The sequence below is a fragment of the Nonomuraea sp. NPDC051298 genome, from assembly GCF_055586305.1.
The window spans coordinates 150,054-176,196 of sequence record NZ_JBVJIM010000001.1; the positions used below are offsets into that span (position 1 = coordinate 150,054).

The 26,143-nt window shown below is 70.7% G+C and carries 28 protein-coding genes and 4 tRNA genes; 20 read left to right on the forward strand and 12 right to left on the reverse strand.

All coding sequences use genetic code 11. From position 1 onward, the window contains the following. Nucleotides 1-38: 38 nt before the first annotated feature. Both ACZ6S0_RS00640 and ACZ6S0_RS00645 read right to left on the reverse strand, forming a co-directional pair. Nucleotides 39-728 carry a sulfotransferase family protein gene (locus ACZ6S0_RS00640; RefSeq protein WP_465912445.1) on the reverse strand — a complete coding sequence of 230 codons (690 nt, stop codon included), beginning with the start codon at nt 726-728 and terminating at the stop codon, nt 39-41. A 1,004-nt stretch (nt 729-1,732) separates the two neighbouring features. Then, a tRNA-Val gene (locus ACZ6S0_RS00645) sits at nt 1,733-1,807 on the reverse strand. 448 nt (nt 1,808-2,255) lie between these two features. Here ACZ6S0_RS00645 and ACZ6S0_RS00650 point away from each other — a divergent pair. After that, entirely contained in the window at nt 2,256-2,672 is a 417-nt protein-coding gene (locus ACZ6S0_RS00650; protein WP_103958541.1) for an SsgA family sporulation/cell division regulator, read from the forward strand. A gap of 402 nt (nt 2,673-3,074) precedes the next feature. Here the strand turns inward: ACZ6S0_RS00650 and ACZ6S0_RS00655 are convergent, their stop codons facing one another. Next, nucleotides 3,075-3,695, reverse strand: a complete 621-nt coding sequence (locus tag ACZ6S0_RS00655; protein ID WP_465912448.1) for a DUF305 domain-containing protein — start codon at nt 3,693-3,695, stop codon at nt 3,075-3,077. A gap of 80 nt (nt 3,696-3,775) precedes the next feature. Here ACZ6S0_RS00655 and ACZ6S0_RS00660 point away from each other — a divergent pair, with 80 nt between their 5' ends. After that, nucleotides 3,776-5,152 (forward strand): LVIVD repeat-containing protein, encoded by a 1,377-nt coding sequence (locus ACZ6S0_RS00660; RefSeq protein WP_465912450.1) that lies wholly within the window; start codon nt 3,776-3,778, stop codon nt 5,150-5,152. Between the two features lie 342 nt (nt 5,153-5,494). Here the strand turns inward: ACZ6S0_RS00660 and ACZ6S0_RS00665 are convergent, their stop codons facing one another. Genes ACZ6S0_RS00665 through ACZ6S0_RS00675 form a run of 3 tightly spaced genes read right to left on the reverse strand, consistent with a single transcriptional unit; the run spans nt 5,495 to nt 8,235 of the window. Beyond that, entirely contained in the window at nt 5,495-6,325 is an 831-nt protein-coding gene (locus ACZ6S0_RS00665) for an aminotransferase class IV (RefSeq protein ID WP_465912452.1), read from the reverse strand. Beyond that, entirely contained in the window at nt 6,326-7,351 is a 1,026-nt protein-coding gene (locus ACZ6S0_RS00670; protein ID WP_465912454.1) for a chorismate-binding protein, read from the reverse strand. Next, nucleotides 7,318-8,235 (reverse strand): LysR family transcriptional regulator, encoded by a 918-nt coding sequence (locus tag ACZ6S0_RS00675; protein WP_465912456.1) that lies wholly within the window; start codon nt 8,233-8,235, stop codon nt 7,318-7,320. Before ACZ6S0_RS00675 ends, ACZ6S0_RS00670 begins: the two co-directional genes overlap by 34 nt. Nucleotides 8,236-8,293: 58 nt before the next feature. Here ACZ6S0_RS00675 and ACZ6S0_RS00680 point away from each other — a divergent pair, with 58 nt between their 5' ends. Then, nucleotides 8,294-9,478: a Rid family hydrolase gene (locus ACZ6S0_RS00680; RefSeq protein ID WP_465912458.1), complete on the forward strand. Its 1,185-nt coding sequence runs from the start codon at nt 8,294-8,296 to the stop codon at nt 9,476-9,478. Nucleotides 9,479-9,493: 15 nt separating this feature from the next. Here ACZ6S0_RS00680 and hutH read toward each other — a convergent pair whose 3' ends face one another. The 3 genes from hutH to ACZ6S0_RS00695 form a co-directional block, all read right to left on the reverse strand. Beyond that, nucleotides 9,494-11,044, reverse strand: coding sequence for a histidine ammonia-lyase (gene hutH, locus ACZ6S0_RS00685; RefSeq protein ID WP_465912460.1), 1,551 nt, complete (start codon nt 11,042-11,044; stop codon nt 9,494-9,496). Between the two features lie 16 nt (nt 11,045-11,060). Beyond that, nucleotides 11,061-11,768, reverse strand: a complete 708-nt coding sequence (locus ACZ6S0_RS00690) for an ArsR/SmtB family transcription factor (protein ID WP_465912462.1) — start codon at nt 11,766-11,768, stop codon at nt 11,061-11,063. Nucleotides 11,769-11,846: 78 nt separating this feature from the next. Beyond that, the gene (locus ACZ6S0_RS00695) at nt 11,847-12,398 is read right to left on the reverse strand and encodes a hemerythrin domain-containing protein (RefSeq protein WP_465912464.1); all 552 of its coding nucleotides are present in this window, start codon (nt 12,396-12,398) and stop codon (nt 11,847-11,849) included. A 111-nt stretch (nt 12,399-12,509) separates the two neighbouring features. Here ACZ6S0_RS00695 and ACZ6S0_RS00700 point away from each other — a divergent pair, with 111 nt between their 5' ends. The 12 genes from ACZ6S0_RS00700 (at nt 12,510) to ACZ6S0_RS00755 (ending at nt 20,580) form a co-directional block, all read left to right on the forward strand. After that, on the forward strand, nt 12,510-13,706 hold the full coding sequence (locus tag ACZ6S0_RS00700) for a hypothetical protein (protein WP_465912466.1): 1,197 nt from the start codon (nt 12,510-12,512) through the stop codon (nt 13,704-13,706). An 85-nt stretch (nt 13,707-13,791) separates the two neighbouring features. Then, nucleotides 13,792-13,863: transfer RNA gene (locus ACZ6S0_RS00705), tRNA-Gly, on the forward strand. A 15-nt stretch (nt 13,864-13,878) separates the two neighbouring features. Next, a tRNA-Cys gene (locus ACZ6S0_RS00710) sits at nt 13,879-13,949 on the forward strand. A gap of 6 nt (nt 13,950-13,955) precedes the next feature. Beyond that, nucleotides 13,956-14,030, forward strand: a tRNA-Val gene (locus ACZ6S0_RS00715). 434 nt (nt 14,031-14,464) lie between these two features. Next, entirely contained in the window at nt 14,465-14,977 is a 513-nt protein-coding gene (locus ACZ6S0_RS00720; protein ID WP_465912468.1) for a DUF6879 family protein, read from the forward strand. Continuing rightward, on the forward strand, nt 14,974-15,834 hold the full coding sequence (locus tag ACZ6S0_RS00725) for a helix-turn-helix domain-containing protein (RefSeq protein WP_465912470.1): 861 nt from the start codon (nt 14,974-14,976) through the stop codon (nt 15,832-15,834). Before ACZ6S0_RS00720 ends, ACZ6S0_RS00725 begins: the two co-directional genes overlap by 4 nt. Nucleotides 15,835-15,868: 34 nt before the next feature. Continuing rightward, a complete protein-coding gene (locus ACZ6S0_RS00730) occupies nt 15,869-16,330 on the forward strand; it encodes a hypothetical protein (RefSeq protein WP_465912472.1) in 462 nt (153 codons plus the stop codon). Further along, nucleotides 16,330-16,473 carry a hypothetical protein gene (locus tag ACZ6S0_RS00735; protein ID WP_465912474.1) on the forward strand — a complete coding sequence of 48 codons (144 nt, stop codon included), beginning with the start codon at nt 16,330-16,332 and terminating at the stop codon, nt 16,471-16,473. The genes ACZ6S0_RS00730 and ACZ6S0_RS00735 overlap by 1 nt, the downstream gene beginning before the upstream one ends. A 379-nt stretch (nt 16,474-16,852) precedes the next feature. Then, on the forward strand, nt 16,853-17,743 hold the full coding sequence (gene sigJ / locus ACZ6S0_RS00740) for an RNA polymerase sigma factor SigJ (RefSeq protein ID WP_465913358.1): 891 nt from the start codon (nt 16,853-16,855) through the stop codon (nt 17,741-17,743). 92 nt (nt 17,744-17,835) lie between these two features. Next, the gene (locus ACZ6S0_RS00745) at nt 17,836-18,804 is read left to right on the forward strand and encodes an NADP-dependent oxidoreductase (RefSeq protein ID WP_465912476.1); all 969 of its coding nucleotides are present in this window, start codon (nt 17,836-17,838) and stop codon (nt 18,802-18,804) included. A gap of 290 nt (nt 18,805-19,094) precedes the next feature. Continuing rightward, complete coding sequence (locus ACZ6S0_RS00750; RefSeq protein ID WP_465912478.1) at nt 19,095-20,048, forward strand: alpha/beta hydrolase; 954 nt, start codon at nt 19,095-19,097, stop codon at nt 20,046-20,048. A 100-nt stretch (nt 20,049-20,148) separates the two neighbouring features. Next, nucleotides 20,149-20,580 carry a nuclear transport factor 2 family protein gene (locus ACZ6S0_RS00755; RefSeq protein ID WP_465912480.1) on the forward strand — a complete coding sequence of 144 codons (432 nt, stop codon included), beginning with the start codon at nt 20,149-20,151 and terminating at the stop codon, nt 20,578-20,580. A gap of 72 nt (nt 20,581-20,652) precedes the next feature. On the opposite strand, the gene ACZ6S0_RS00760 is transcribed toward ACZ6S0_RS00755, so the two are convergent. Together ACZ6S0_RS00760 and ACZ6S0_RS00765 are read right to left on the reverse strand one after the other, a co-directional pair. Further along, nucleotides 20,653-21,636, reverse strand: a complete 984-nt coding sequence (locus tag ACZ6S0_RS00760; RefSeq protein ID WP_465912482.1) for an amidohydrolase family protein — start codon at nt 21,634-21,636, stop codon at nt 20,653-20,655. Further along, the gene (locus ACZ6S0_RS00765) at nt 21,633-22,019 is read right to left on the reverse strand and encodes a metal-sulfur cluster assembly factor (protein ID WP_465912484.1); all 387 of its coding nucleotides are present in this window, start codon (nt 22,017-22,019) and stop codon (nt 21,633-21,635) included. The genes ACZ6S0_RS00760 and ACZ6S0_RS00765 overlap by 4 nt, the downstream gene beginning before the upstream one ends. A 71-nt stretch (nt 22,020-22,090) precedes the next feature. On the opposite strand from ACZ6S0_RS00765, the gene ACZ6S0_RS00770 reads away from it, so the two are divergent. Both ACZ6S0_RS00770 and ACZ6S0_RS00775 read left to right on the forward strand, forming a co-directional pair. Beyond that, the gene (locus ACZ6S0_RS00770) at nt 22,091-22,834 is read left to right on the forward strand and encodes an IclR family transcriptional regulator (RefSeq protein WP_465912486.1); all 744 of its coding nucleotides are present in this window, start codon (nt 22,091-22,093) and stop codon (nt 22,832-22,834) included. A gap of 7 nt (nt 22,835-22,841) precedes the next feature. Then, nucleotides 22,842-23,492 (forward strand): NAD(P)H-binding protein, encoded by a 651-nt coding sequence (locus ACZ6S0_RS00775; RefSeq protein WP_465912487.1) that lies wholly within the window; start codon nt 22,842-22,844, stop codon nt 23,490-23,492. On the opposite strand, the gene ACZ6S0_RS00780 is transcribed toward ACZ6S0_RS00775, so the two are convergent. Next, complete coding sequence (locus tag ACZ6S0_RS00780) at nt 23,479-23,622, reverse strand: hypothetical protein (protein WP_465912489.1); 144 nt, start codon at nt 23,620-23,622, stop codon at nt 23,479-23,481. The genes ACZ6S0_RS00775 and ACZ6S0_RS00780 overlap by 14 nt on opposite strands. A 10-nt stretch (nt 23,623-23,632) precedes the next feature. On the opposite strand from ACZ6S0_RS00780, the gene ACZ6S0_RS00785 reads away from it, so the two are divergent. From ACZ6S0_RS00785 to ACZ6S0_RS00795, 3 genes are all read left to right on the forward strand, one after another. Beyond that, the gene (locus ACZ6S0_RS00785; protein ID WP_465912493.1) at nt 23,633-24,076 is read left to right on the forward strand and encodes a CGNR zinc finger domain-containing protein; all 444 of its coding nucleotides are present in this window, start codon (nt 23,633-23,635) and stop codon (nt 24,074-24,076) included. Nucleotides 24,077-24,191: 115 nt separating this feature from the next. Then, entirely contained in the window at nt 24,192-25,322 is a 1,131-nt protein-coding gene (locus ACZ6S0_RS00790) for an LLM class flavin-dependent oxidoreductase (RefSeq protein ID WP_465912496.1), read from the forward strand. 111 nt (nt 25,323-25,433) lie between these two features. Next, a complete protein-coding gene (locus ACZ6S0_RS00795) occupies nt 25,434-26,093 on the forward strand; it encodes an FMN reductase (protein ID WP_465912498.1) in 660 nt (219 codons plus the stop codon). The last annotated feature ends 50 nt before the right edge of the window (nt 26,094-26,143 follow it).

Sequence of the window (26,143 nt, forward strand, 5' to 3'; positions counted from 1 at the left end):
CCCCGATGCCCACGCGGGAATCACTGCCCGCGCAGAATTCAGTGCCCGCGCAGGATCAGGCGTGACATGTTGCGCGAGCGACTGTGGTGGAAGGCCGCCCGATCGTTGAGCCTCGGGTACGCCACCTCGGGCACCGGCACCCCCAGGAACGCGCACAGCGGCTCCCACCCGTCCCCTGGCTCGATCACCAGCAGCCGCTCGGCCGGGAGGGCCGCCCGCACCTCGGCGGAGTGCCGTTCGAAGACCTCGATGAGGTGGTCGCGCTCGTCGATGCGGCCGTCGAAGATCGGGTCGATGAAGGCGGCCTTGGCCATGCGCGGGTAGAGGGCGTAGTCGGGGGCCCGCCACTCCACCAGCCGCCGGATCACCCGTCGGCGCACCGGCAACCGCCCCCGCCCCTCCAGCGCGCTGCGGAAGATGGTCTGGCTGATGCTGTCGTACCAGTGGGCGGGGTCGCGGACGGTGAGGACGACCTTGGCCTCGGGATAGTGGGCGGCCAGCTCCCGCCAGTACGCGGAGGTGGGCCAGTCGACCGCCGACCGGAACCCGGCGAACAGCGTGTCCCAGTCGCGCGAGCGTCCCTCGGCGATCTCGAGCCACTGCCTGACCCGGTACGGCTCCTCCATGACCGACGCCATGTGGTAGCAGGGCCCGAAGCCCAGCAGTTCGAGCGCGACCTGCAGAGACCTCGTCCCCGTACGGCCGAACCCCGCGCCGATGACCTCCATCCGAACTCCCCCTTCCCGCACCACCCCTGAACGCGCACTGCCACCGGACGCGGTACGTTCTCCGGACGCGCGCCCCCTGACGCGCACTACCTCCGAACAGGCCCCTCCCCCGAACCGGCACCACCCTCACCCAGCACCCTCCCCCGAACTGGCACAACTTCATCCGGCACGCCTTCATCCGGTTCATCCGGCGCTGCCTCTTTCCCGGCGCGACCACCGTTCCCGCGCCGTCTCCAGCTCCACCCCGAAATCCGACGCGGCCCCGAAGTCCGACGCGGTCCCGGCAAGCATGCGCCGCCCCAAAGCCCGACACGCCCGGGAGGCCGACGCGGTCCCGGGAGGCCGACACGGTCCCGGGGATAAGCAGGCGCGGCCCCCGGAAGCAGGCGCGGTCCAGGGAGGCCGACACGGTCCCGGGAGGCCGACACGGTCCCGAAATCGGACACGGTCCCGAAATCGGACACGACCCTGGAGTCCGGCGCGGCCCCCGGAGTCCGGCGCGGCCCCAGGAAGACAGGCGATCCCAAGAAGGCTGCACGGTCCCGGGAGGGCGGCACGATCCCGGGAAGGCGGCACGGCGGACAGGGCGTTGGGTGATCGGCCGGAGGGTGGTGGGCGGTCGTGGTGAAATCCGGAACCGGCCCGAGAGGTATCAGCGCCTGTCAGGCGGGTAGGCGGGAGCGCATGCGGATCCAGGACCGGTTTTCACCGAGGACGAGCAGCGCGGCGACCCCGACGCCCGCCCGCCCACGCCGCGCCGCTCAGGCGGCCGTCAGCGGCTCACCCGCGAACCTCCCTCAGCCGCACCTCGCCCGGACGCGGGCACGACGTCACACCACACCACTTCACATTCACCCGAACCCGAACGCGGCCCCGAACCCGAACTCGGCCCCGCTCAGATCGTCCGAGCCCGACGTGACGCGCGCCCGGGGCATCACCCGCGTCACGGCGTACAAAGATCGAAAGGCCGCCCTCCATGTCTGGAGAAGCGGCCTCTGACCTGCTGGTGGGCGATACTGGGATCGAACCAGTGACCTCTTCGGTGTGAACGAAGCGCTCTCCCGCTGAGCTAATCGCCCGCCCTGTCGGCCCTTGCGGCTCCGACGGGGAAAACCATACCGCACTCCGGCACCTACGGCGAAACCATTAGCCGCTCCGACCCCCCGGGCGGCCCGGCTAGAGGGATTCGGGTGAAACGCGGCGGTTGCCCACCGGCACGGCGGGCGCGTGGCATACCATCGTCGTGTCCCGGAAGGCATCGGCCACGATCTTTTGACGAGAAACGTTCATGGACGGCGTGTCCGGGGCAGGCTCCACAGCACGCAAAACCCTTGCAAATAGGACCCGATTGATGCCGTTTAGCCTGCTAGATGCCTAAATGTCCGGCTGTGATGTGCGTTACAGAAGGCCGTAGGAGCGGAATCTTTCCTACAGGTTTCTTCGTTCCGCGTCATAGCTCAGGACGAAGTCCGTCAGAGCAGTGAAAGCCCCGAAGAGGGGACCTACGACGAAAAGGTTTGGCTGACGATGAACAGCACCACCGTCTCCGCCGAGCTTGGCCTTCGGCTTGTGGTCCCCGACCGTACAACCGTCCCCCTGCTCGCCGGACTGAGTTACACAGCCGACGACCCGTACGCCATCCGCATGGCCTTCCACGTAGGGAACGACGAGCCGGTCGAGTGGATCTTCGCCCGCGAGTTGCTGACCGTCGGCATCGTGCGCCGGGTCGGCGACGGCGACGTGCAGGTCTGGCCCGCACGCGCCGACGGCGAGCGCACCCTGCACATCAGTCTCACGTCGCCGTTCGGGCAGGCGCTCTTCGAGGTGCCGCTGGCCCCGCTCACCGAGTTCCTGCACCGCACGTACGAGAAGGTGCCGGCGGGACGCGAGACCGACTACATGGACCTCGACGCCGAGCTGACCAACATGCTCTGGCCGTCCTAGCGGCCCACCCGCGCAGCAGCCGTCCGGCGATCTCCCGAAGGAGAGCCGGACGTGATCATGCAAGGGGAGGTTCCGCCCCCGGAGCCTCCCGTTCGCCACAAGCGCACCCGCCCGGCGCCCGAGGCACCACCCCGGCCTGACGCCGGGCGCGAACGCGCCTCCTGCCCCCGAAGCGCACCGCACCGGTGCCGGGACGTCGCCAGTCGCACCCGGCGGTTACACCGGGCTCGGCGGACGCGCGGGACAGGATCGCCCGTAACACCGGGTCGGCGGACGCGACCGCCGACGGCACCGGGCTCGGTGCGCGCGCGGGGCAGGTGGGCCGGTGGCAGCGGGCGCGCACCGGCGGTGGGATTGAGAAGAACCTGGTGACGGGAGACTCAGGGATCCTGGACGCAAGGGTCAGGACGGGAGCGACTCCAGCACCTCGCGCATGCGGGCGATCTCGATGCTCTGCCCCGAGGACACGTCCTTGGCCAGCAGCCGCATGCGGTGATCGCGTCCACCGGTCAGCTCCTCCCCCGCCATCTTCACCGCCCCTTCGTGGTGCCTGGTCATGAGCTGCAGGAACAGGCGGTCGAAGGCACCCCCTCGCGCCGCGCGCAGCGCGTTCAGCTCCTCCTGCGTGGCCATCCCGTACGCCGCCGCCCCCTCATGGGCGTGCCCGTCCGGGACCTGGCGTCCCAGCCCTTCCAGCCACGCGGTCATGGCCTTGACCTCCGGGGTCTGCGCGGCGGCGATCTGGCGGGCTAAGGCGCGGACGGCCGAGGTGGTCGTACGGGCCTCCACCAGGGACGTCATCTCCAGGGCCTGCCGATGGTGCGGAATCATGCGTTCGGCGAACCGGACGTCCGCGGCCACCGCGGAGCCGGGAGTCTGCCCGACCCGTTCCCCGGGCGTCGCCGTACGGGCGGGCTCGCCCGGACCGCCCGGTACGATGACCGGCGCACCCGTACCGACCGGGGACGACCCCTCGGGCGCGACGGGTTGTTGGGAACAGCCAACAAGCGCAAATGTCGCCATAACTGTGATGATTGCCGTACGCGACCCATAACCTGCTGACATAGCTTCCATAGTGGGCTACGAGACAAAGGGGATGCGCGTTGATCTCTGCCAAGTTGCGCGGAGCGTTGCTGTGTTCGGTGCTGCTGCTGGCGTCCGCCTGCGCCGCGGAGCCACCGGCCATCGGCGAGCAGACTCCCGCAGCCTCCCCGCAGGAGACCGGCGCACCCGGCGGCACGATCACCACGGGTGACGTGACGACGAGTTCGAACGTCAAGCACGTCGCCAACGTACCGCTCACCGCCCCGTTCGACGGCGCCGGCGACCTCGGCACCGACCTGGCCTTCCAGGGCGACTACGCCTATGTGGGCAACTTCGGCGGCTTCGGGATCTACGACATCAGCGACCCGGCCGCCCCTCGGATCGTCAGCCAGGTGTCCTGCCCCGCGCAGCAGAACGACGTGACCGTCTACGGCGACCTCCTGGTCCTGTCGATCGACGAGCCGCGCGGCGGCGCGGAGTGCGACTCCCCCGACGGCCGGGTGTGGGAGGGCCTGCGGATCTTCGACGTGAGCGACAAGGCGAGCCCCAGGTACGTCGGCGCCGTGCAGACCGACTGCGGCTCGCACACCCACACGATGGTCCCCGCCGGGGAGACCCTCTACGTCTACGTCTCCTCGCCGGGCCCGGAGCCGGACTCGCCGACCTGCGCGCCGCCGCACGAGCTGATCCAGGTCGTGGAGATCCCCATGGACTCCCCGGAGTCCGCCAAGATCGTGGCGAAGCCGAACATTTTCCCGGAACGCGAGAGCTCCGAATACTCCTCCGGCTGCCACGACATCACCGCCTACCCCGAGAAGAACCTGGCCGCGGCCGCCTGCTTCGGCGACGGCGTGCTGCTCGACATCTCCGACCCGGTCGCGCCCAAGGTGGTCCAGCAGCTCACCGACACCGAGAACTTCCAGATCTGGCACTCCGCGACGTTCAACAACGACGGGACGAAGGTCGTCTTCAGCGACGAGCTGGGCGGCGGCGGCCAGGCCACCTGCGACCGCAACACCCCGGGCACCAAGGGCGCGAACGCCGTCTACGACCTGATCGACGGCAAGCTGGAACGGCGCGGCTACTTCAAGATCCCCCGGGAGCAGCAGCCGGACGAGAACTGCGTGGCCCACAACGGCTCCCTGATCCCGGTGCCGGGCAAGGACGTCATGGTCCAGTCGTGGTACCAGGGCGGCGTGTCCATCTGGGACTTCACCGACTCGGCCGCCCCCAAGGAGATCGGCTTCTTCGAACGCGGCCCGTACGGGGGCGGCGGCATCGCCGGTTCCTGGTCGGCGTACTACTACAACGGCTACATCTACTCCAGCGACATGACCCGGGGCCTGGACGTCCTGCAGATCAACGACCCGCTCACGGACCCGGCCAAGCAGGTCGAGATGGACGACTTCAACGTCCAGACCCAGAAGTCCTACTGACCGGGACGGCAGCGCGTTCCATTCCCGGATGAAGCACGAAATACTCGGCGAACCACAACAGAAACAACAACCACAAGAGCATCGGGAAAGGCGAGTGAGCGGCTCGTCCGCACACTCCTCCGGGAAAGCGGGAAAGGCGCGTCGAGGCGGCCCGCGCCGATCACCGATCTCTCCCGTTTCCCATTCCGTAGATTCGGGTGATTCCGCGCGAGCAGCGTAAAACCCCGCTTTTCCCCCAACTCACCGTCGAACCCGGAAAATGCCCAGTGAATCAAGTACGCCTGGCGGGAGGGCGGCGGAGCTGCCCTCCCGCCGGTTCGGCGGCCTGAGCGAACGCGTCGCTCACGGGTTGAGGTCGGCGGCGGCACGCTCGGCGAAGACCCGCATGGCCTTGGCGGTGATCGGGCCGGGGGCGACGGGCAGCTCGGTGTCGTCGACCACGCCGATCGGCTGGATGTCGCGGGTGGTGGAGGTGAGGAACGCCTCCTCGGCCTCGTACAGGGCCTGGAGGGGCACGTCGACCTCCTCGCCGCCGCACCATTCGAGCACCAGCGCCCGGGTGACGCCGGCCAGGCAGCCCGCCTCCAGGGTGGGGGTGAGCAGGCGGCCGTCGCGGACGATGAAGATGTTGGAGCCGGTGCCCTCGCACAGGTTGCCGGCGAGGTTGCCGAAGATGGCCTCGCCGCCGCCGCGCCTCTTGGCGTGCAGGAGGGCCTTGGCGTTGTCGCCGTAGGAGGTGCTCTTGACGCCCGACAGGGCGCCGCGCTCGTTGCGGGGCCAGGGGACGACGGCGACGTTGGCGGTGCCGGGGAAGGGCTTCTGCTCGTCCACGATGACGACGGACGTGGTGCCCTGGTCGCCGCGGTCGGAGCCGAGCGGGCCTGGGCCGCTGGTGTAGGTGACGCGGATGCGGCCCAGCTCCCAGGCGGGGGCGGCGGCCAGGAGCCCGGCGATGCCGTCGGCGATGGCCTCGACGTCGGGCTCGGGCAGGTCCATGCGCTGGGCGGAGAGCGTGAGCCGGTCAAGGTGCCGGGTGAGCGCGAACGACTTCCCGTTCACGATCTTGATGGTCTCGAACACGCCGTCGCCGACCATCAGCCCGTGGTCGAACACCGAGACAGTGGCCTGCGCGGGGTCGAGCAGCTCCCCATTGACCCAGACAGGGATGTTCATTCAGACTCCTCCTGTGGATGCCAGCGCGATCAGCCTGGCTGCTTTGAGTTCGGTCTCGAGCCACTCGCCCTCGGGGTCGCTGCCCCAGGTGATGCCCGCGCCCGTGCCGAACCGGATCTCGCCGTCGCCGTGAGCCGGTGCCGAGATCCAGAACGTTCTGATGCCTACGGCCAGCGCCGCCCTGCCTCGGTCGGCGTCGACCCAGCCCACCGCTCCACAGTACGGGCCCCGGGGAGCTGGTTCGAGCTCATCGATGATCCGCAGTGCGGACGACTTGGGCGCGCCCGTGACAGATCCGGGCGGGAAAGTGGCCGCGAACAGCTCCGGCCAGCCCGCCCCCGGCGCGAGCCGGGCACGGACGGTGGAGACGAGGTGGACCAGCCCCGGGTGCTCCTCGACCCGGCACAACGACGGCACCTCGACCGTGCCGACCTCCGCGACCCGGCCGAGGTCGTTGCGCACGAGATCGACGATCATGACGTTCTCCGCGTAGTCCTTCTCCAGCAGGTCGTCCGCGGTCGCGCCGGTGCCCTTGATCGGCCGGCACTCCACGGCGTCGCCGTCACGCGACAGGAACAGCTCGGGCGAGGCCGTCACCACGCTCAGGCCGGGGACGCGGATCACGCCCGCGTAGGGCGCCGGGTTGCCCTCGGCCAGCCTGGCCGCCAGGGCGAGCGGGTCGGCGTCGGACGGCACGGGCGCGGTCAGGATCCGGCAGAGGTTGGCCTGGTAGACCTCTCCGCGCTCGATGTGGTCGCGGATGGCGCGCACGCCCCGCTCGTACGCGGCCCGGTCGAGGCTGCTGTGCCACTGGTCGGGGCGGGGGCCGCGCCACGGGGCCGTGGGAGCGGGCAGGGGCGCGCGGCGCACCCGGTCGAACCGGGCGCACGTGACCTTGCCCTCGTAGTCGACGACGACGGCCCACCAGCCCTCGCCGTCGAGCGCGGCCAGGTCGGAGGTCACGTCACGCAACCCGGTGGCGAGAACGCCGTTTAAATGGGCGAAACCGTCGTACACGTCTCCCATTGTCCCAGCATCTCGACCAGCTCCAGCGCGGCGGGCAGTGGCGTCTCGGGCAGAGCCGCGTACACCTTGCGTGCGGGGGCCGTGCCCCTGAGGGGTTTGAGCACCACGTCGCCCGGTACGGCGCGCGCCGCCAGCTCCGGCACCAGCGTCACCCCGAGCCCTGCGGCGACGAATCCAAACTTTCCCGACCATTCGGCCACGCGTAGCCCGCTGCGCGGGGTGAACCCGGCCGCCGCGCACGCCCGTACCAGCAGGGTCGGCTGGCCGCGCGGGGCGGCCTCGATCCAGGTCTCCCCGGCCAGGTCGCGCAGGTCCACGCCGGGTTCGGCGGCCAGCCGGTGCCCGGCGGGCAGGGCCACGAACAGCCGGTCGTCACGCAGCGGCACCGTACGCGCGCCCTCGTCGGGCAGCCCCGCCGGATAGTCGCTGATCACGGCCACGTCGAGGGCCCCGGCGCGCAGCCGCTCGACCAGGTGGCCGCTGAGCCCCTCGGTCAGCCGCAGCTCCACCCCCGGACGGCGGCCCGCGAACCGCTTGAGCGCCCCCGGCACCAGGTCGACGTTCGCCGTGGCGAACGAGCCCACGCGCAACGTCCCGCCCCGCCCGCCGTGGATGGCGGCCAGCTCCTCGCCCGCGCGTTCGAGCCGGTCGAGGACGGCGACGGCGTGCCGGTGCAGCGCCGCCCCCGCGGGCGTCAGGCGTACGCCGCGGGCCAGGCGCTCGAACAGCGGCCCGCCCGCGGCGCGTTCGAGCGCGGCGACGCGGCGGGAGACCGCCGACTGGGTGTAGCCGAGCAGCTCGGCGGCGGCGGTGAACGAGCCGCCGCGGGCGACCTCGTCGAAGAGCCGCAGCGCGCCGGTGTCCAAGGCATTCGCGTCAAGCATGGCTGGTATGCAATCTAGTCGGTGGTGGAATACCTCACTGTACGCTTCACTGGCGCGCATGAATCCGATTGCATTTCTGGGACAGGGACGCATGGGCGTCCCCATGGCCCGGCGGCTCGTGGCGGCCGGGCACGAGGTGACGACGTGGCGGCGGGCCGACGGCGTGCCGGTCGCGACCGCGGTGGAGGGCGCCGAGCTGGTCATCACCATGCTCAGCGACCCCGCGGCGGTGCGCGAGGTGCTGACGGCGGCGCTGCCGGGGCTGCGGCCGGGGGCGACGGTGGTGGAGATGTCCACGATCGGGCCGGAGGCGGTGCGCGAGCTGCGCGCGCTGCTGCCGCCCTCGGTGGCGCTGGTGGACGCGCCCGTGCTGGGCAGCGTGGGCCCGGCCGCCGACGGCACGCTGACCGTGCTGGCCGGGGGCGACGTGACGGGGTGCCGCGCGGTGCTGTCGGCGTTCGGACGGGTACGCGAACTCGGGCCGCTCGGCTCCGGCGCGGCCATGAAGATCGCCGTCATGAGCGCGCTCGTGCCCGCCCAGGTGCTGCTGGCGGAGACGTACGCGTACGCGGAGGCGCACGGCGTGGACCGCGACGCCCTGGCCGGCGCGCTCACGGACACCCCGCTGGGCCCGCTGGCCGAACGGCTGCGGACGCCCGGGCAGGGGACCCGGTACTCGCTCGCCCACGCCGCCAAGGACCTGGAGCTGGGCGCGTGGACGGGCGCCTCGATGGCCACCGCCGCCAGGGCCAGGCTGCAGGAGGCGAAGGCGGCCGGGCTGGGCGGGCGCGACGTGACGGCGATCACCGGGCACGTCGCCGCGCCGGTCGGCGGCGGGGCCGGACCTCGGGCCGTGCCGCTCAACCTCCCGGCGATCCCCGCCACGAACGGCGCCTACTCGCACGCCGTCCGCGTCGGCGACATGCTCTACGTCTCCGGCCAGGCCGCCTTCGACGAGCGGGGCGAGGTGGTCGGCGACTCCATGACCGTCCAGGCCGAGCACGTCTTCCAGGTCATCTCGCGCATCCTCGCCGACCAGGGGGCGACGTTCGAGGACGTGGCCTTCATCAGGACGTACCTGACGGACATGGAGGACCGGTTCGAGTACCGGGAGGTGCGCCGCAAGTACATCACCGGCACACCCCCGGCCAGCACGACCGTGGAGGTGTCGAAGCTGTTCATGCCGGGGCTGCGCCTGGAGGTGGACCTCATCGTCGCCCTGCCCGCCCGCCGACCTTCCTGACCCAGGACCGGGCGGTCAGGCCAGCGGCCCGGTGACCGACTCCGCCGCCGCCACCACGCCGCCCTCGGCCACCAGCCGGACGGCGGAGTCGATCTCCGGGGCCAGGTAACGGTCGGGGCCCGGCGCGGGCACGGTCTCGCGCAGCGCCCTGACCACGGCGGCCGTCGCGGGCGCGGGCTCCAGCGGGGCCCGCAGGTCGAGCGCGCGGGCGGCGGTGAGCACCTCGACGGCCAGCACCCGGGTCAGCCCGTCGACGGACCTGCGCAGCTTGCGCGCCGCCGACCAGCCCATCGAGACGTGGTCCTCCTGCATCGCCGAGCTGGGGATGGAGTCGACGCTCGCGGGCACGGCCAGCCGCTTCAGCTCGGAGACGATGGCCGCCTGGGTGTACTGGGCGATCATGTGGCCGGAGTCGACGCCGGGATCGTCGGCCAGGAACGCGGGCAGGCCGTGGTTGCGGGCCACGTCCAGGAACCGGTCCGTACGGCGTTCGGACATCGAGGCCAGGTCGGCGGCCACGACGGCGAGGAAGTCCAGCACGTACGCGAGGGGCGCGCCGTGGAAGTTGCCGTTGGACTCCACCCGGCCGTCGTCCAGCACCGCCGGGTTGTCGACGGCGCTGGCCAGCTCCCACCCCGCCACGGTGGCCGCGTGCGCGATCGTGTCGCGGACGGCCCCGGCCACCTGGGGGGCGCAGCGCAGGGAGTAGGCGTCCTGGACGCGGGTGCAGGCCGTGGGGTCGCGGTGGCTGGCCATGATGCCGGAATCGCGCAGGACCTTGGTCATGTTGGCGGCCGACCGCGCCTGGCCCGGATGCGGCCGCAGCGCCTGCAGCTCGGGGGCGAACACGCGGTCGGTGCCCAGCAGCGCCTCCACGCTCATCGCGGCGCTCACGTCGGCGGTCCTGACGAGCCTGGTCAGGTCGTGGATGGCCAGGATGAGCATGCCGAGCATGCCGTCGGTGCCGTTGATCAGGGCCAGGCCCTCTTTCGCGGCCAGCTCGACGGGATCGATCCTGGCCTGCTTGAGCGCCTCGGCGGCCGGGCGCACCGTGCCCGAGGCGTCTCGTACGACGCCTTCGCCCATGAGGGTGAGCGCCACGTGGGCCAGCGGCGCCAGGTCGCCGGAGCAGCCGAGGCTGCCGTACTCGTAGACGATCGGGGTGAGGCCGGAGCTGATCAGCGCGGCGAGGGTCTTGGCGGTGGTCGGCCTGATGCCGGTGTGGCCGGTGGCCAGGGTGTGCAGGCGCAGCAGCATGAGCGCGCGCACCACCTCGGTCTCCACCTCGGGGCCGCTGCCGGCCGCGTGCGAGCGCACCAGCGAGCGCTGGAGCTGGGCGCGCAGCGCCGGGTCGATGTGCCGGGTGGCCAGCGCGCCGAACCCCGTCGAGATGCCGTACGCGGGCACGGGGCTCTCGGCCAGTTCGTCCACCCGCTGACGGGCCGCCGAGATGGCGGCGACGGCGTCGTCGGTGAGCTGGACGGGGGCCCCGTGACGGGCCACCCTGATCACGTCGTCGAAGGTCAGCGGCTCTGGGCCGACGTTCACGACTCCGTTGTCGCGCATGGTGCGTCTCTCTCGCTCAGGTAACCGGCGTAACCGATGTTAGCCCCTTACCGGAGAAGAGGGCCGCCAGCCCCTCCCTCCCCTCCTCGGTCAGGACGACCGCCCTGGGCACGTTCCCCCGCCGGTACCATCCGCGCTCGAACAGCACCTCCGTGATCGCCGCCCCGAGCGCCCCGCCGAGATGCGGCCTGCGCTCGGTCCAGTCGAGGCATTCGGGGGCGAAGCGCCGCCGCGACCTCCGTACGCCCGCGACGTCCACGCCCAGGCCCGACAGCAGCCGCTCCCCCGCACCGGTCAGATCGTGGCCGTCGAGGTAGCCGCCCTCCCTGAGCCGGTCGAGCAGCCCCACCCCGGCCCGCCCGGCCAGGTGGTCGTAGCAGGTACGCGCCTCCTCCAGGAGCCTGGCCTGCCGCGACTGGCGCAGGGAACGCACGGGCGGGCGCGCGCTCACCCTGGCCAGCACCTCCAGCACCTCGGCCACCTCGTGACCGGCCAGGCGGTAGTAGCGGTGACGGCCCTGGCTCACGACGTCCACGAGCCGACCGTCCAGCAGCCTGGCCAGGTGGGCGCTCGCGGTGGGCGCGCTCACCCCGGCCATCCTGGCCAGCTCTCCCGCCGCCAGGGCCCGCCCGCCGAGCAGCGCGGTGAGGATCGCGGCCCGCGTGGGGTCGGCGATCAGCGCGGCGACGGGCGCGATGTCGGCGTCGCGGACGATGTACTCCATGTCTCCGACGGTAGTGCGGCGACGTTTCGGCGGCGGTCGAAGGGTCGGCGATCGCGGATCGGGTGTCGGCGTGAGGGGTCAGCCTTTGCCCAGCGCGGTCCTGATCAGGTCGCGGGCCCGGTCCATGAGCGCGATGGGCGTGCCCACGAGCACGTTCATGGCCACCGACTCCGTACCCGGGTGCGGGCGCGTCGGGGCCAGCGACTCGGCCGCCCGCACCGCCGCCGCCATGGCCCGCCGCTCGGCCGTGGAGGTGTGGGCGCGCAGCTTGGCGAACTCGTAGCGCTCCTCGCTGCGGGCGTGCGCGGTGACCGCCGTACGCAGCTCGGCCAGGCCCTCCCAGAAGCCCGGATGGTCCACGCCGGCCCTGTGCAGGCCGAGGAGCATGCGCTTGGCCTTGTTCTCCTCGGTCAGGCGGTCGGCCACCACGTCGTCGCCGTTGTCGAGCTTCCTGCGCGCGTAGGGGTGGACGATCTCCTCCTCGGCGGTCTCGTGCACGCACAACGCGCGCGTCAGCCGTTCGAACGCCTCTTCGACCTTGTCGGGAGCCGCCTGCTCCACTTCGTCGAACAGGTCCCTGATCCGGCCGTGCTGGGCCATGAGCAGCTCGATGACATCATGTTCTGCCACGTGAGCGCCCTACCCCCGCGGCGGTCCCGTACGCGCGCTCTTACCGAACGCGGGCCCTTCACGCACCGAACGCGGAGGTTGCCCGGCCGGGCCACGGGTACGCGCAGCGACATGGCCTTCGACCCACTCCTGGAGCGGGGAATCCCGCTGGACGAGCAGCTACGCGGCTGGCGGGAGCTGAACGTCACGCCGATCGACCCCGACCACGCCGACCCGTACACGCGATGCCGGATCATCGTCATGAACGGGATCGAGTCGGAGGCCGTGCAGTTCAGTCACCAGCTCGCCCGCCACTGCCCCGACCTGGAGATCAAGCAGCACCTGGCCCAGGTGCGCGCCGTCGAGGCCCAGCAGCAGAAGGCGGTCGGCTGGCTGCTGCCCGGCGCGGCCTCGGCGCTGGAGATCACCATCGCCCACGAGCAGACCGCCGTCGACCTGACCGCCTGGGTGGCCCGCACGGAGCCCGCGCCCCACCTGAAGCAGGCGTACGAGTTCGGCTTGCTAGAGCACGTCGACCACCTCTACCGCGTCGCCAACCTGTACGAGCTGACCGAGCACCGCGGGGCCGAGAAGATCGTCGACCACCTCACCGAGGTCATCCCCGGCCGCCCCACCTACCTCCAGCACCGCGACCCGGCGGACAACGTCCGCCTCCCCTACGACCGCGGCGTCACAGAACCGCTCTCACGGCTGCACGCGCTGACCATCACGGCGGTCGAGCAGCAGATCATGACCTACGCCATGAACCTCGGCCCCACCTTCATGGAGCCCGTCGCGCGCCGGTTCTACCAGGAGATCGCCCTGGTCGAGGAGGCGCACGTCACGCACTACGAGTCGCTGATGGATCCGTGCGAGAGCTGGTGGGAGATGCTGCTCAACCACGAGTACAACGAGTGCTACCTGTACCACTCGTTCATGGAGACCGAGCCGGACCCCGGGGTGAAGGGCCTCTGGGAGCTGCACCTCGCCATGGAGCTGGAGCACCTGAGGGTGGCCGCCGAGCTGTTCAAGCGGTTCGACGGACGCGACCCCGACCAGGTGCTCGCGCCCGCGCTGCCGCCGCCGGTGACGTTCGAGCCGAACACGTCCTACATTCGCGACCTGCTGGCCGCCCAGACCGACGTCACGACCCTGGGGACGGGGTACGTGCGGGAGGCGCACGAGCGGTTCGAGCGGGCGCAGCGAGCGATCATGGGCGGCGAGCGGGCGCCCTCCGAACGGGTCGTCGAGGACAACCGGGCGATCTCCGGACAGGACTACCGCCTGGAGACCGAGGGACCGCGCACCCGGGCGGGCATACGCGCGTGACCTGGGCGGGCGTAATTGAGTTTGGGGACTCAGCCAGGATTCGCTAGAGTTCTCTCGTCGCCCCGAGTTTGCGAACGAGGCGTACGCGGAAGTGGCTCAGTGGTAGAGCATCACCTTGCCAAGGTGAGGGTCGCGGGTTCGAATCCCGTCTTCCGCTCGGAGCTTCCGGCTCGGTGGCGTGGCCGAGAGGCGAGGCAGCGGCCTGCAAAGCCGTCCACACGGGTTCAAATCCCGTCGCCACCTCTGCAAGGACGATTAGCTCAGCGGGAGAGCGCTTCCCTGACACGGAAGAGGTCACTGGTTCAATCCCAGTATCGTCCACCAGGCTTCGTAGCAGACCAGGTCTGACCTGGTCAAATACAAGGCAAAGCCCCAGCTCACGGCCTAGTTCGTGAGTCTGGGGCTTCTTGTTGTTCGGCGTTGCTCAGGCTCATTCGTCGGCAGTGTGCTGACCTCGTGCTGGCCATCCTTCCTCCTGTGCTTATGCAGGGACGTGCATAGACCTTGACCTAGATCAGTTGCCTGCCTAGCGTCCAAGTCACGTTCACGCATCGACCTGGAGGTTCAACGCATGGATGACCTGAGGCTAACGAGAATCGCCGGCGGTGATCAGGACTGCAATCGGGATGATTGTCCAACCGTCTACCGAACCAACCGGGGAACGATCGCCGTGCAAGGCGATCACCTCGTAAGCCAGGCGACCCCGGCCGGAGAGGCGATTGTGGAGATCCCGGAGGAACTTCTACGGAAGGCGTTCCGTGCGCTTGGAGGGTGACGACTGGAAGGCGTTCTTTGACGCCTTCCAACACGACGCCTTCCGGCTGGAAACCCTCCCTGCCTACGGCGTTCCCGAAGAGGACACCGAGTTCCGCGAGTGGCAGAAAACAGGGCACTTGGACGTGCCCCCTGATGATCCGTGGTTCGTTCGTGTCCGGCGCTTCCGGGCGACGGGCCGCAGCGTCGCGCGCGTCCGTGTGCTGACCCGGCCTCTCACGGAGTATCAGCGGTTCCAATTCGCGTTCTACCCGCTCAGTCTTGCGGCTGGGGAGGACATCCGGATTCTCGATGTGACCGACACAGAGAATCCGGTATCGGATGTGCAGGACTTCTGGTTGTTCGATGACGCCCGAGTGGTGCTCATGCACTATCGGGAAGACGGAACCCAGGCTGGCCGGGAACTCTTGGAGAGGATAGACCCGGCCCCGTTCATCGAACGCAAGCGGCGGGCGCTCGCTCAGGCCGTGCCGCTCCCGGAGTACGTCAGCGTGTGAAGGTCGATCCACAGCAGGCCGGCGAAGACCGGCAACGCCTAGCGGAAGCGCTCCGCGACCTGCGAAGAGCAGCGGGCCTGTCCGGTGCAAGGCTGGCCCGACGCTGCAACATGAGCCAGTCCAAGGTGTCCCGCATCGAAAGCGGAAAGGCCCTCCCGTCCGTCGTGGACGTGGAGCGCATGCTCCAAGCGCTCAGGGTGGACCGGGCGACCGCCAACGGGCTTCTCGACCTAGCCAGGGTCGCCAACACAGAGTTCCGAGACATCCGGGCATCGGTACGCCGGGGACTTCACCACCGGCAGCGTGAGCTTGCGGCCCTGGAAGCGAACGCCACGCGGATGCGGTACTTCCTGCCGGCTCTCGTGACTGGCCTACTCCAGACGCCGGAATACATGAGGGCCGCAATGGACATGCCTGTGGAGCCCGCGCAAGGCGACACGTCACGGGCTATCGCCCTCAAGTTGGAGAGACAGGTCGTTCTACAGAACCAGGCCAAGCGCTTCGAGTTCCTGCTCACCGAGCAAGCCATACGGTGGCAACTCTGTCCCGCCCCGGTCATGGCCCTACAGGTTGACCGGCTTATCTCGCTCTCGCGGTTCCCAAATGTGAAGGTAGCCGTCTTGCCCTATGGACGTGATGTGGCCGTGGGGCCGATGAACACCTTCACGGTGTATGACGACTCTTTGGCCACCGTGGAGACGTTCACCGGCCAGATCGTTTTGCGCGACCCGAAGGACATCGCGCACTACCAGACACTGTTCTCCTACTTTGGAGATCACGCTCTCTGGGATGACCACGCGCGGGCGCTGTTGGCAGAGATCTCGACTGGGTTCATGCGACTACGTGAATCGCCGTAGATAACCCCCGATCTGGGCTTCTACCGTCGAGGGCATGGCGGGCACACACACCACAGATTCGGACGCTGACCTGCTCTGTCAGCCGATCTCGGAGGAGGCGGCGACAGCCCAGAACGCTGCCCTCAACCGCGTCATCACACACCTGACGGCACGCGGTATCCACGCGCAATTGATCAAGCGTCGTGCCGGCCGATGCGAAATCAAGCCCTACGGCAGCACCGAAACGCTCTGGCATCCGCCGCAGCTCATCATCTTCGCCAACGCCGGATGGAAGGTCGCGACGGTATCCGTCGGGGAACGCTCCGGTAGCTACATGATCGAGCTGCCGAGCGTCGGGGCAGACAACGAGCCGCAGCCCACCAGGGTGGAAGTCGTCCCAGCAGCCCAGCCACAACGCGTGGGCCTGCTGGTCGCACAGAACGCGGGGGTGAACAGCATGGCCGCCGGGAACCTCGACGAACTGGCCGAAAGGCTCTCCAAGCAACGGAGGGCGTAGTGGGCACCAGCAAGACGGCCCGCCCCGCAGCCGTCCACGTTCCCGAACTCGTCTGGATCGTCCGTGACAAGCGGACCCAGTACGGCATGCTCGGGTGCATCAAGGCGTTCTCCATCCACGACCAAGGCGACTGCGTTCCCTAGACGAGCCCCGCGCGCCCGGTTCCTGCCACCTTTCGCGGCCCACATCCAACCGCTAGAAGGTGCAGTTTGGTCGACGGCTCTTCCGAATTGACCCAGTCGACACCAAACCCCCGACAAATTAGGGCTTTTGCTCCGAATCGGCAGACTCCCAGTATCGTCCACCACCTCCCTTTCTCAGGGAGATCCGGGCCCCGGCTCACGGCATACGCGCCGAGAGTCCGGGGCTTCTTGGCGTCCCGAGGCGCCACGCTCAGCCAACCCGTCTGCCGGGGCCGTTCCCGGCGGTGCCTGCGGACGGACCGGTGGCCGCGCGGCGCACAGTGCACGACGAATCCGCGTGGCTACTGTGGATCCGCACGCCGGAGGAGGTCACGTGGGTATGGGCAACGGGCGGCCGTCCGGGCCGTCTGAGCGGGAGGACGTGCTCGGGGCCGAGTGGGGAACGCATCGGCCCGCGGTCTTCGGGGTGGCCTACCGGCTGCTGGGGAGTGTGGCCGATGCCGAGGACGTGGCCCAGGACGTGTGGCTGCGGGCGGCCGGAGCGGATCTGCGGGACGTCGGTGATCTGCGGGCCTGGCTGGTCACGGTGGCCGCGCGCCGGTCGTACGACCTCCTCAGGAGCGCCCGCTTCCGCCGCGAGAGCTACGTCGGGCCGTGGTTGCCTGAACCGCTGTTGACGGGGCCGGACGCGTCGGAGCCGGTCCTGGTCGACGGGTCCGTCGGTTCGGCGATGCTGCTGATCATGGAGGAGCTGAGCCCGCCCGAGCGGGTGGCCTTCGTCCTGCACGATGTCTTCGGTCTCGGGTTCGACCGGATCGCCGAGGTGCTGGCCGTCTCCGTGCCGGGTGCCCGGCAGCTCGCCTCACGGGCGCGGCGGCGGGTGGCCGAGGCGAAGCAGTCCACGCCGCAGGCGCCGAGGGCGGAGCGTGAACAGGTGCTCGCGATCTTCCGGGCCGCGTACGAGGCCGGGGACCTGGCCGGCCTGGTCAGGCTCCTGCACCCGGACGCCGTCTACGTCACCGACGGCGGCGGCAGGGCCGCGGCGGCGCGCAAGCTCATCCACGGTGGCGAGCGCGTGGCCGAGGTGATGGTACGCGTGGGGCGCCAGTGGCGTCCGGACCGGATCGACCTCGTCGAGGTCGGCGGCGAGCCGGCTCTCGTCTTCCACCGGGCGGGCCGGGTCTACTCCGTGGACACGGTGCAGATCACCGACGGTCTCATCACCACGTACCGCCGGGTCATCAACCCGGACAAACTTTCTCACGTCTGAGCCGTCACGTCCCGAGGGGTCACCTCGTCTCCCTGATGAGAACGCGAACGGGACGGGTGCGTCCGCCGAAGTCCCACCAGGTAAGGACTGTCATGCAAGCCATCACTGTTCAGGACCGTGACGCCGGTCTCGCCGGGCTGTCCCTGTCGGACGTGCCCTACCCGCACGCGGCCGAGAACGACGTCATCGTGCGGGTGCACGCCGCGGGCTTCACCCCCGGAGAGCTGGACTGGCCGGGCACCTGGACCGATCGCGCGGGCCGCGACCGGACGCCGAGCGTGGTCGGGCACGAGCTGTCGGGTGTCGTCGAAGAGCTGGGGTTCGGCACCACCGGCCTGAGCGTCGGCCAGCGGGTGTTCGGCCTCACCGACTGGGCCCGCGACGGCACGCTCGCCGAGTACACCGCGGTGGAGGCCCGCAACCTCGCGCCGTTGCCGGCGGACGTCGACCACACGGTGGCCGCCGCGCTGCCCATCTCCGGGCTGACCGCCTGGCAGGGCCTGTTCGACCACGGCCGCCTCACCACGGGCCAGAGCGTCCTGGTCCACGGCGCCGGCGGCGGCGTCGGCTCGATCGCGGTGCAGCTCGCCCGCGAGGCCGGCGCCCGGGTCATCGGCACCGGCCGGTCCGGCGACCGGGACAGGGTGCTCGCACTCGGCGTCGACGCCTTTCTCGACCTGGAGACCGAGAGGCTGGAGGACGCCGGCGCGGTCGATGTCGTGTTCGACGTGATCGGCGGGGACATCCTCGACCGCTCGGCCGCCCTGGTACGCGCCGGCGGCACACTCGTCACCATCGCCGAGCCGCCCAGGATCCGCCCCACCGACGGGCGGGCCGTCTTCTTCGTGGTCGAACCCGACCGCGCCCGCCTCACCGACCTCGCCACCCGGCTGAGGGACGGACGGCTCAAGCCGATCGTCGGCGCCGTGCGGCCACTCGCCGAAGCACCCATCGCGTTCGCCCCCGCCACGCGCGTCCACGGTAAGACGATCATCCGCGTCACCGAAGACGGGCTCGAGGCCCACGACGCCCGCCCCGATCGCGAATCGAAGCAACGATGACCACCACGCGACGCGTCGACATCGGCAGGCGGCACCCGGCCGCCTACCGGCCCTCGTCGCCCTGCCGGCGGAGGCGGAACAGGCCGCCGCCGCGGCCGTGCTCACGCCGGACCAGGTCTCGGCAGTCGCCTGGCTGGTGACCGTGATGAACGTCTTCAACCGCGTCGCGATCACCAGCCGGTACCCCGTCGGCGGCTGACCCCGACGGCCCACGAACCCCGCGCAGCGAGCGCACCAGCCGGACGGCGATCGCCCGCCGGCCACCGCCACCACCCTCGAGGAGTGCCGCCATGTCCGAGACCGCCGCCCGCCCGGTGCTGGAGCCCGCCGCCGAGGCCACCGCGAACCCGCCGTACCTGTTCGACCTGGGTCCGATCGAAGGCCGCAAGGCCGTCAACGAGGTCCAGTCCGGCGAGATCAGCAAGCCGGACATCGCCGCGGAGTGGGTGACCGTCCCCGGCGGCCCCACCGGATCGGTCAGGGCCCGCATCGTCCGCCCTGCCGACGCCCAGGGCGTGCTGCCGGTGATCGTCTACCTCCACGGCGCCGGATGGGTCTTCGGCAACGCCCACACCCACGACCGGCTGGTCCGCGAACTGGCCGTCGGCGCCCGGGCCGCCGTCGTCTTCCCCGAGTACGACCTGTCCCCCGAAGCCCGCTACCCGGTCGCCATCGAGCAGAACTACGCCGTCACCCGGTGGATCGTCACCGACGGCGCCGCCGAGAACCTGGATGCCGCCCGCATCGCCGTGGCCGGCGACTCCGTCGGCGGCAACATGACCGCCGCGCTGACCCTGATGGCCAAGGAGCGCGGCGACGTCCCCCTGGTGCAACAGGTCCTCTTCTACCCGGTCACCGACGCCGCCTTCGACACCGGCTCCTACCACGAGTTCGCCACCGGCTACTTCCTGCGGCGCGACGCCATGCGGTGGTTCTGGGACCAGTACACGACCGACGAGAGCGAGCGGGCCCAGATCACCGCCTCCCCGCTGCGCGCCACCACCGAGCAGCTCGCGGGTCTGCCCCCGGCCCTGGTCATCACCGCCGAGGCCGACGTCCTGCGCGACGAGGGCGAAGCCTACGCGGGCAAGCTCCGCGAGGCCGGCGTCCCGGTCACCGCCGTCCGCTACCAGGGCATCATCCACGACTTCGTGATGCTCAACGCCCTGCGCGGCACCCACGCCGCCGAGGCCGCCATCACCCAGGCCGTCACCACGCTGCGCCGCGCTCTGGGCACCGGCTGAACAGGCGGCGCTCCTGCGTGGCCGCGCGGCGTTCCGGCGTCCTGGTCCTCCCTGGCCAGGGTGGCTTGGTCGAGTGGCGGTTCTGGGTGACGATCGGCACATGGACGCTCTGGAGATCGCCGACCGGTTGGAGATCATCGACCTGCTGGGCCGCTACACCCACGCCATCGACTCCGGCCGGTGGGAGCTGCTCGACGAGGTGTTTAGCCCGAACGCGGTCATCGACTACAGCTCGTCGGGCGGCATCAGGGGCACCCGCGACGAGGTCAAGGCGTGGCTGGCCGAGATGCTGGCGCACTGGCCGGGGCGGCTGCACCTCGTGGGCGCCGCCCGTATCGACTTCGCGGACGGCCAGGCCAGGGTGAGCGCCCCCTTCACCGACACCCTGGCGCCGACGCGCGAGATGGTGGCCGCGCGTACCGAAGGGTTCCTGCACGGCGGTGGCTGGTATCACCACCGCCTGCGGCGCACGCCCGGCGGCTGGCGCAGCGTCGAGCTGGTGGAGGAGCAGAGCTGGCGCACCGCCCGGTGAAGCGCGGGCCGATCGTGGCGGGCCGTTGCCGTCGTCGGGCCGCTACCGGCCGCTACCGGCCGCTACCGGCCGCTACCGGCCGCTCGCCGGGCCGAGGCCGTGCAGGCGGAGCAGGTTCCCGCCGAGGATCTTGCGCTTGGCCTGGTCGGTGAGCTGCGGGTAGCCGTAGCCGTCGCACAGGTCCTGCGGGATCGTGAAGTCCCTGAACGCCCTCAGCGCCCACTGCGGATGGAAGATCGGTGCCTCCGAGCCGTAGATGATCTTGTCTTCGCCGCACCAGAAGAGCAGTTTGCCGATGATCTCGGCGAACATCCTGGGCGCCCTGACGATGAAGTTGATCGTGGCCGCGAGGTCGGCGTACAGGTTGGGGTAGCGGATGAGCTGCCAGCAGGTCTCGTCCAGGAACGGCAGGCCGACGTGGAAGATGACGAAGTTGAGGTCGGGGAAGTTGGCGGCGGCGCCGTCCATGTCCCACGTCTGCGTGTGCTCGATCGGCTGCGGGCCCAGCGGGACGCCCTTGTGCACGCCGATCAGGTTGACTCCCAGCTCCCTGGCCTTCTCGAAGATCGGGAAGGCCACCCTCGGGTCATCCATGCGCCACGGGTACGGCGAGCCGTAGTCGTAGCGGACGTTGTACAGCTTGAACGCGCGCGCGTTGTACTCCCCCACCTGGCGTTCCATGAGGTCGAGCGCCTTGCGGCCCTCCAGGGGGTTGACCGTGCCCCAGAAGATCGTCCGGTCGGGGTCGCGGGCGGCCAGCTCCGCGCACTGCCGCCAGGGTGACAGGCCGTCGTGGTAGAGGTCGGTGAGCGGCAGCGGCATGGCGACCAGCATGTCGGTGTCCGACTCGTCGAAGACCATCCGGCGGATGTCGTCGATCGTCCACCGCCGCAGGAACTCCTCGGGCGGCAGCTTGGTCTCGCCCTCAGGGGTGAGGGTGGTGTGGAAGGCGTACAGGTGGTTGGAGAACATCTGGCCCGCCGGGCCGAAGGCGTTCCCGGGCTCGAAGTTGAAGACGTGGGCCACGCTGTCGAACACGAAGAAGTCGTCGATCATGTGCCCGGTTCCTCCCTGGGGCCGGATCTCTCCTTGAGATAGGTCTCTCTGTCCGGTACGTCGGCCGGGGCGGGCAGGAAGCGGAGCAGGCGGGCCGCCCGGGGAGAGAGACGGTCCACGGTCCACACCTCGTCCCAGACGACCTCGACCTCCGCCTCGCGGATGCCGGGCTGCTCCTCGATGCGGTCGCGCACCTCGGTGAGCACCCGGGCGGCGAACGGGCACCAGCCCGAGGTCAGCAGCAGCTCCACCCGGGCCCGTCCCCCGTCCACCTCGACCGACCGGACCAGGCCCATCTCCACGACCGAGATGCCCTTCTCCCTGCAGCACGGGTCGTACACCCCGGACAACGCCTGACTGGCCCACTGCGGTATCTCCGGCATGGCCTCATCGTCGGACGGGTGTGCCGCCCGGGGTAGGCGTCCGGATTTCAGATAGCGCACATGCTTGGTGGATGACCGGCGAACCACCCAGCGATCTGATCCGCAGCGTCTCCCGCGCCCTTCGCGTGCTGGAGGAGGTGTCGCGGGCCGGCCGGCCCCTGTCCGTCAAGGTCATCGCCCGCCGCTGCGAACTGAACCTGTCCACCTCCTACCACCTGGTCCGGACCCTGTGCTACGAGGGGTACCTGCACCGGCGGCCCGACGGCGACTACCTGCCCGGCCCGCAGGTGGCGGCGCGCTTCCACGAGATGGCCGAGGCGTTCGAGCGGCCTCCCCAGGCCGCGGCGGTGCTGCGTCAACTGGCCGCCGAATCCGGGCACACCGCCTACCTGGCCCAGCTCGCCGACTCGCGGCTGCTCGTGCTGGACGTGGCGGAGGGGCCGCGTTCACCCTGGCTGGAGGACCTGCAGGCGGGCCTGGAGACCGCCCCGCACGCCACCGCGCTCGGCAAGGCGCTGCTGCTCTCGCTCCCGCCCCACATCCGGCGCGGCATCCTCACCGAGTACGGCCTGCGCCGCTTCACCCCCACGACCCCCGTCAGCGTCGAGGACGTCGAGGAGGAGCTGTCGGGCTTACGGCCGGGACAGGTCGTGGAGGAGCACGGGCAGTTCAGGGACGAGGTGGCCTGCGCGGGCGCGGTCGTGCCGGGCACGCAGTGGGCCATCGGCATCTCGGCACGCGGCCTCACCGTTCCCGAACTCGCCCGTGCGCGCCTCGCCGAGGCGGTGCGTGACCTGGCGCGATCCGTTGGATGATGGACGGGTGAAGGTGATCCTGTTCGGGGCGACCGGAATGATCGGGCGGGGGGTGCTCAGGGAGTGCCTGCTCGACGACCGGGTGACGGCCGTGCTCGCGGCCGGGCGCTCGGCCACCGGCGTCGCGCATCCCAAGCTGCGCGAGGTCCTGCACGACGACCTGCTCGACCTGTCGGCGATCGAGGACGACCTACGCGGCCACGACGCGTGCTTCTTCTGCCTGGGGGTCTCCTCGGCCGGGATGGGCGAGGCCGACTACCGGCGGATCACCTACGACTACACGCTGTCCGTGGCCAGGACGCTGGCGCGGCTGAGCCCCGGCTCGACGTTCGTGTACGTGTCCGGCGTCGGCGCCGACGAGCAGGGCAGGGCGATGTGGGCCAGGGTCAAGGGCATGACCGAGAACGCGCTGCTGGCGCTGCCCCTGGAGGCGTACGTGTTCCGCCCCGGCTACGTCCAGCCCATGTACGGCGTCACCTCGCGTACGCGGCTCTACCGGCTGGCCTACCTCGTGATCCGGCCGCTCTACCCGGTGCTGCGGCGGTTGGCCGCCGGGCAGGTGACCACGACCGAGCGGATCGGGCAGGCGATGATCACGGTCGCCGAGCGGGGCGCGCCCAAGCGCGTCCTCGGCCCCGAGGACCTCAACGCGCTCTGACCCGCCCGGCCGGGGCCAGCGGGACGGCCAGGAGCGAGGCGGCGCCCGCCAGGGCCCAGACCGCCGTCCAGGTGGCGTGGTCGAGGGCCACCGGGATGAGCAGCGGGGTCAGGAACCCGACGGCGAACAACGTGGTGCCGATGAGGCCCAGGGCCGTTCCCCGCTGGACGGTCGAGGCCGGACTGCTCGACGTCGCGCCCGTCGTGGGCGACGACCTGGACGAGGCGGTGGCGCTGCGGGAGGCGATCTACCGGCTGGCGTCCGCGGCGCGTACGGGCACGGCGTTCGGGGCGGCCGATCGCGAGACCCTCAACAGGGCCGCCGGGCACGCGCCGGCGAGCGTACGGCTCGGCGAGCACGGCCTGGAGCGCGGCGGCGATCTGCGGGCCGCGCTCTCCAGCACCGCCCGCGCCGCCGCCGGACTGCTGGGCGGGCCGCAGGCCGGGCTCATCCGCGAGTGCGAGGCCACCTCCTGCACCCGCCTGTACGTGGACGCCTCGCACCGGCGCACCCGCCGGTGGTGCGACATGCGCGGATGCGGCAACCGCGCCAAGGCTGCGGCCTTCCGCGCCCGCCATCGCTGACCCGGCAGGGCTGGAAGCCCAGGCAGTGACGGGTATGCCCGATGATGGAATATCTCGCGGCCCACTGGTGCTACGGTAGCCGTCAAAGATTCAACAGTCATGGATGGTGACTAAAGTGCAGTTCGGAATCTTCAGCGTGGGCGACGTCACCACCGACCCCACCAACGGCACCGCCCCGACCGAGCACGAGCGGATCAAGGCGATGGTGACGATCGCGCTCAAGGCGGAGGAGGTGGGCCTCGACGTGTTCGCGACGGGCGAGCACCACAACCCGCCCTTCGTGCCCTCCTCCCCGACCACGATGCTCGGCTACATCGCGGCCAGGACGCGGCGCCTGCAGTTGTCCACCGCCACCACGCTGATCACCACCAACGACCCGGTGAAGATCGCCGAGGACTTCGCCATGCTGCAGCACCTGGCGGACGGCCGGGTGGACCTCACGCTGGGCCGCGGCAACACCGGCCCGGTCTACCCGTGGTTCGGCCAGGACATCAGGCAGGGCATCCCGCTGGCCATCGAGAACTACGCGCTGCTGCACCGGCTGTGGCGCGAGGACGTCGTCGACTTCGAGGGCAGCTTCCGCACGCCGCTGCAGGGCTTCACCAGCACTCCGCGCCCGCTGGACGGGGTGCCGCCGTTCGTCTGGCACGGCTCGATCCGCAGCCCGGAGATCGCCGAGCAGGCCGCCTACTACGGCGACGGTTTCTTCGCCAACAACATCTTCTGGCCGAAGGAGCACTACATGCGCCTGATCAACCTCTACCGCCAGCGGTACGCGCACTACGGCCACGGCACGCCCGAGCAGGCCGTCGTGGGCCTGGGCGGCCAGGTGTTCATGCGTAAGAACTCCCAGGACGCGGTCCGCGAGTTCCGTCCGTACTTCGACGTCGCCCCCGTGTACGGGCACGGGCCGTCGCTGGAGGAGTTCATGGCCGAGACCCCGCTCACCGTGGGCAGCCCGCAGCAGGTCATCGACCGGACCCTCGAGTTCAGGGAGTTCTTCGGCGACTACCAGCGCCAGCTCTTCCTCATGGACCACGCGGGCCTGCCGCTGAAGACCGTGCTGGAGCAGCTCGACCTGCTCGGCGAGGAGGTCGTGCCGGTGCTGCGCAAGGAACTCGCCAAGGACCGGCCGGAGCAGGTGCCCGACGCGCCCACGCACGCGTCCCTGCTGGCCGCCAGGAACGCGACCGGCAGCCTGGCGAACAAGACCGCCGAGAACGACAGCGCCCCCGTCGGCGCCTGACCTCCGGCCGTCGCAGGCCCCGGACCCGCACAGAGCCCGGGCCCGCACAGAGCCCGGGCCCGCGTGAAGCCCGAACCCCGCAACGCTCAACCCCGGAAGGAGACCGGCCTCATGAAGCTCGTCGTCGTCACGGCGGGGCTGACCCAGCCCTCGTCCACCCGTCTGCTCGCCGACCGCCTGACCGAAGCGGTGACGCGGCGGCTGGAGGCGGGCGCCCCGGCCGGGCCCCTGGACGGGGCCTCGCCGGAGGTGGAGGTGCGGGTGGTCGAGCTGCGCGACCTGGCCGTGGACATCGCCAACGCCTTCGTGACCGGCTTCCCGAACGGCAGGCTGCGCCCGATCGTCGAGGCGGTGACCGAGGCCGACGGGCTCATCGCGGTCACGCCGATCTTCAGCGGCTCCTACAGCGGGCTGTTCAAGTCGTTCTTCGACGTGCTCGACAACACCGCGCTGACGGGCAAGCCCGTGCTCATCGCGGCCACCGGGGGCACCGCCCGGCACTCGCTGGCGCTGGAGCACGCGCTGCGCCCGCTGTTCGCGTACCTGAGGGCGGTGGTCGTCCCGACCGCCGTGTACGCGGCGTCCGAGGACTGGGGCGGCGGCCGGGACGACTTCACCGACGGGCTCGGCGAGCGGGTGGACCGCGCCGCCGGGGAGCTGGCCGACTTGCTGCGGCACCGCGCGCCCCACCGCGAGGAGCCGGAGGACACGCCGGAGACGGTGGTGCCCTTCGAGCAGCACCTCGCGGCTCTGCGCCCGGCGCGGCAGTAGGGCTCCACCCGCCCCGTCCCTCTGCCTCGCCGGTCGGGAACTGACGAACG

Bases quoted from the DNA above. Each gene is read 5' to 3' on its own strand.
- ACZ6S0_RS00655 (WP_465912448.1), bottom strand. From the start codon at position 3,695: ATGGCGACATTTGCGCTTGTTGGCTGTTCCCAACAACCCGTCGCGCCC.
- hutH (WP_465912460.1), bottom strand. From the start codon at position 11,044: ATGCGCGACAACGGAGTCGTGAACGTCGGCCCAGAGCCGCTGACCTTC.
- sigJ (WP_465913358.1), top strand. From the start codon at position 16,853: ATGGGCAACGGGCGGCCGTCCGGGCCGTCTGAGCGGGAGGACGTGCTC.
- ACZ6S0_RS00680 (WP_465912458.1), top strand. From the start codon at position 8,294: ATGAATCCGATTGCATTTCTGGGACAGGGACGCATGGGCGTCCCCATG.
- ACZ6S0_RS00765 (WP_465912484.1), bottom strand. From the start codon at position 22,019: ATGCCGGAGATACCGCAGTGGGCCAGTCAGGCGTTGTCCGGGGTGTAC.
- ACZ6S0_RS00700 (WP_465912466.1), top strand. From the start codon at position 12,510: ATGGCCTTCGACCCACTCCTGGAGCGGGGAATCCCGCTGGACGAGCAG.
- ACZ6S0_RS00760 (WP_465912482.1), bottom strand. From the start codon at position 21,636: ATGATCGACGACTTCTTCGTGTTCGACAGCGTGGCCCACGTCTTCAAC.
- ACZ6S0_RS00755 (WP_465912480.1), top strand. From the start codon at position 20,149: ATGGACGCTCTGGAGATCGCCGACCGGTTGGAGATCATCGACCTGCTG.
- ACZ6S0_RS00675 (WP_465912456.1), bottom strand. From the start codon at position 8,235: ATGCTTGACGCGAATGCCTTGGACACCGGCGCGCTGCGGCTCTTCGAC.
- ACZ6S0_RS00650 (WP_103958541.1), top strand. From the start codon at position 2,256: ATGAACAGCACCACCGTCTCCGCCGAGCTTGGCCTTCGGCTTGTGGTC.
- ACZ6S0_RS00770 (WP_465912486.1), top strand. From the start codon at position 22,091: ATGACCGGCGAACCACCCAGCGATCTGATCCGCAGCGTCTCCCGCGCC.
- ACZ6S0_RS00670 (WP_465912454.1), bottom strand. From the start codon at position 7,351: ATGGGAGACGTGTACGACGGTTTCGCCCATTTAAACGGCGTTCTCGCC.
- ACZ6S0_RS00750 (WP_465912478.1), top strand. From the start codon at position 19,095: ATGTCCGAGACCGCCGCCCGCCCGGTGCTGGAGCCCGCCGCCGAGGCC.
- ACZ6S0_RS00785 (WP_465912493.1), top strand. From the start codon at position 23,633: ATGAGGCCCAGGGCCGTTCCCCGCTGGACGGTCGAGGCCGGACTGCTC.
- ACZ6S0_RS00730 (WP_465912472.1), top strand. From the start codon at position 15,869: ATGGCGGGCACACACACCACAGATTCGGACGCTGACCTGCTCTGTCAG.
- ACZ6S0_RS00665 (WP_465912452.1), bottom strand. From the start codon at position 6,325: ATGAACATCCCTGTCTGGGTCAATGGGGAGCTGCTCGACCCCGCGCAG.
- ACZ6S0_RS00690 (WP_465912462.1), bottom strand. From the start codon at position 11,768: ATGGAGTACATCGTCCGCGACGCCGACATCGCGCCCGTCGCCGCGCTG.
- ACZ6S0_RS00640 (WP_465912445.1), bottom strand. From the start codon at position 728: ATGGAGGTCATCGGCGCGGGGTTCGGCCGTACGGGGACGAGGTCTCTG.
- ACZ6S0_RS00795 (WP_465912498.1), top strand. From the start codon at position 25,434: ATGAAGCTCGTCGTCGTCACGGCGGGGCTGACCCAGCCCTCGTCCACC.
- ACZ6S0_RS00745 (WP_465912476.1), top strand. From the start codon at position 17,836: ATGCAAGCCATCACTGTTCAGGACCGTGACGCCGGTCTCGCCGGGCTG.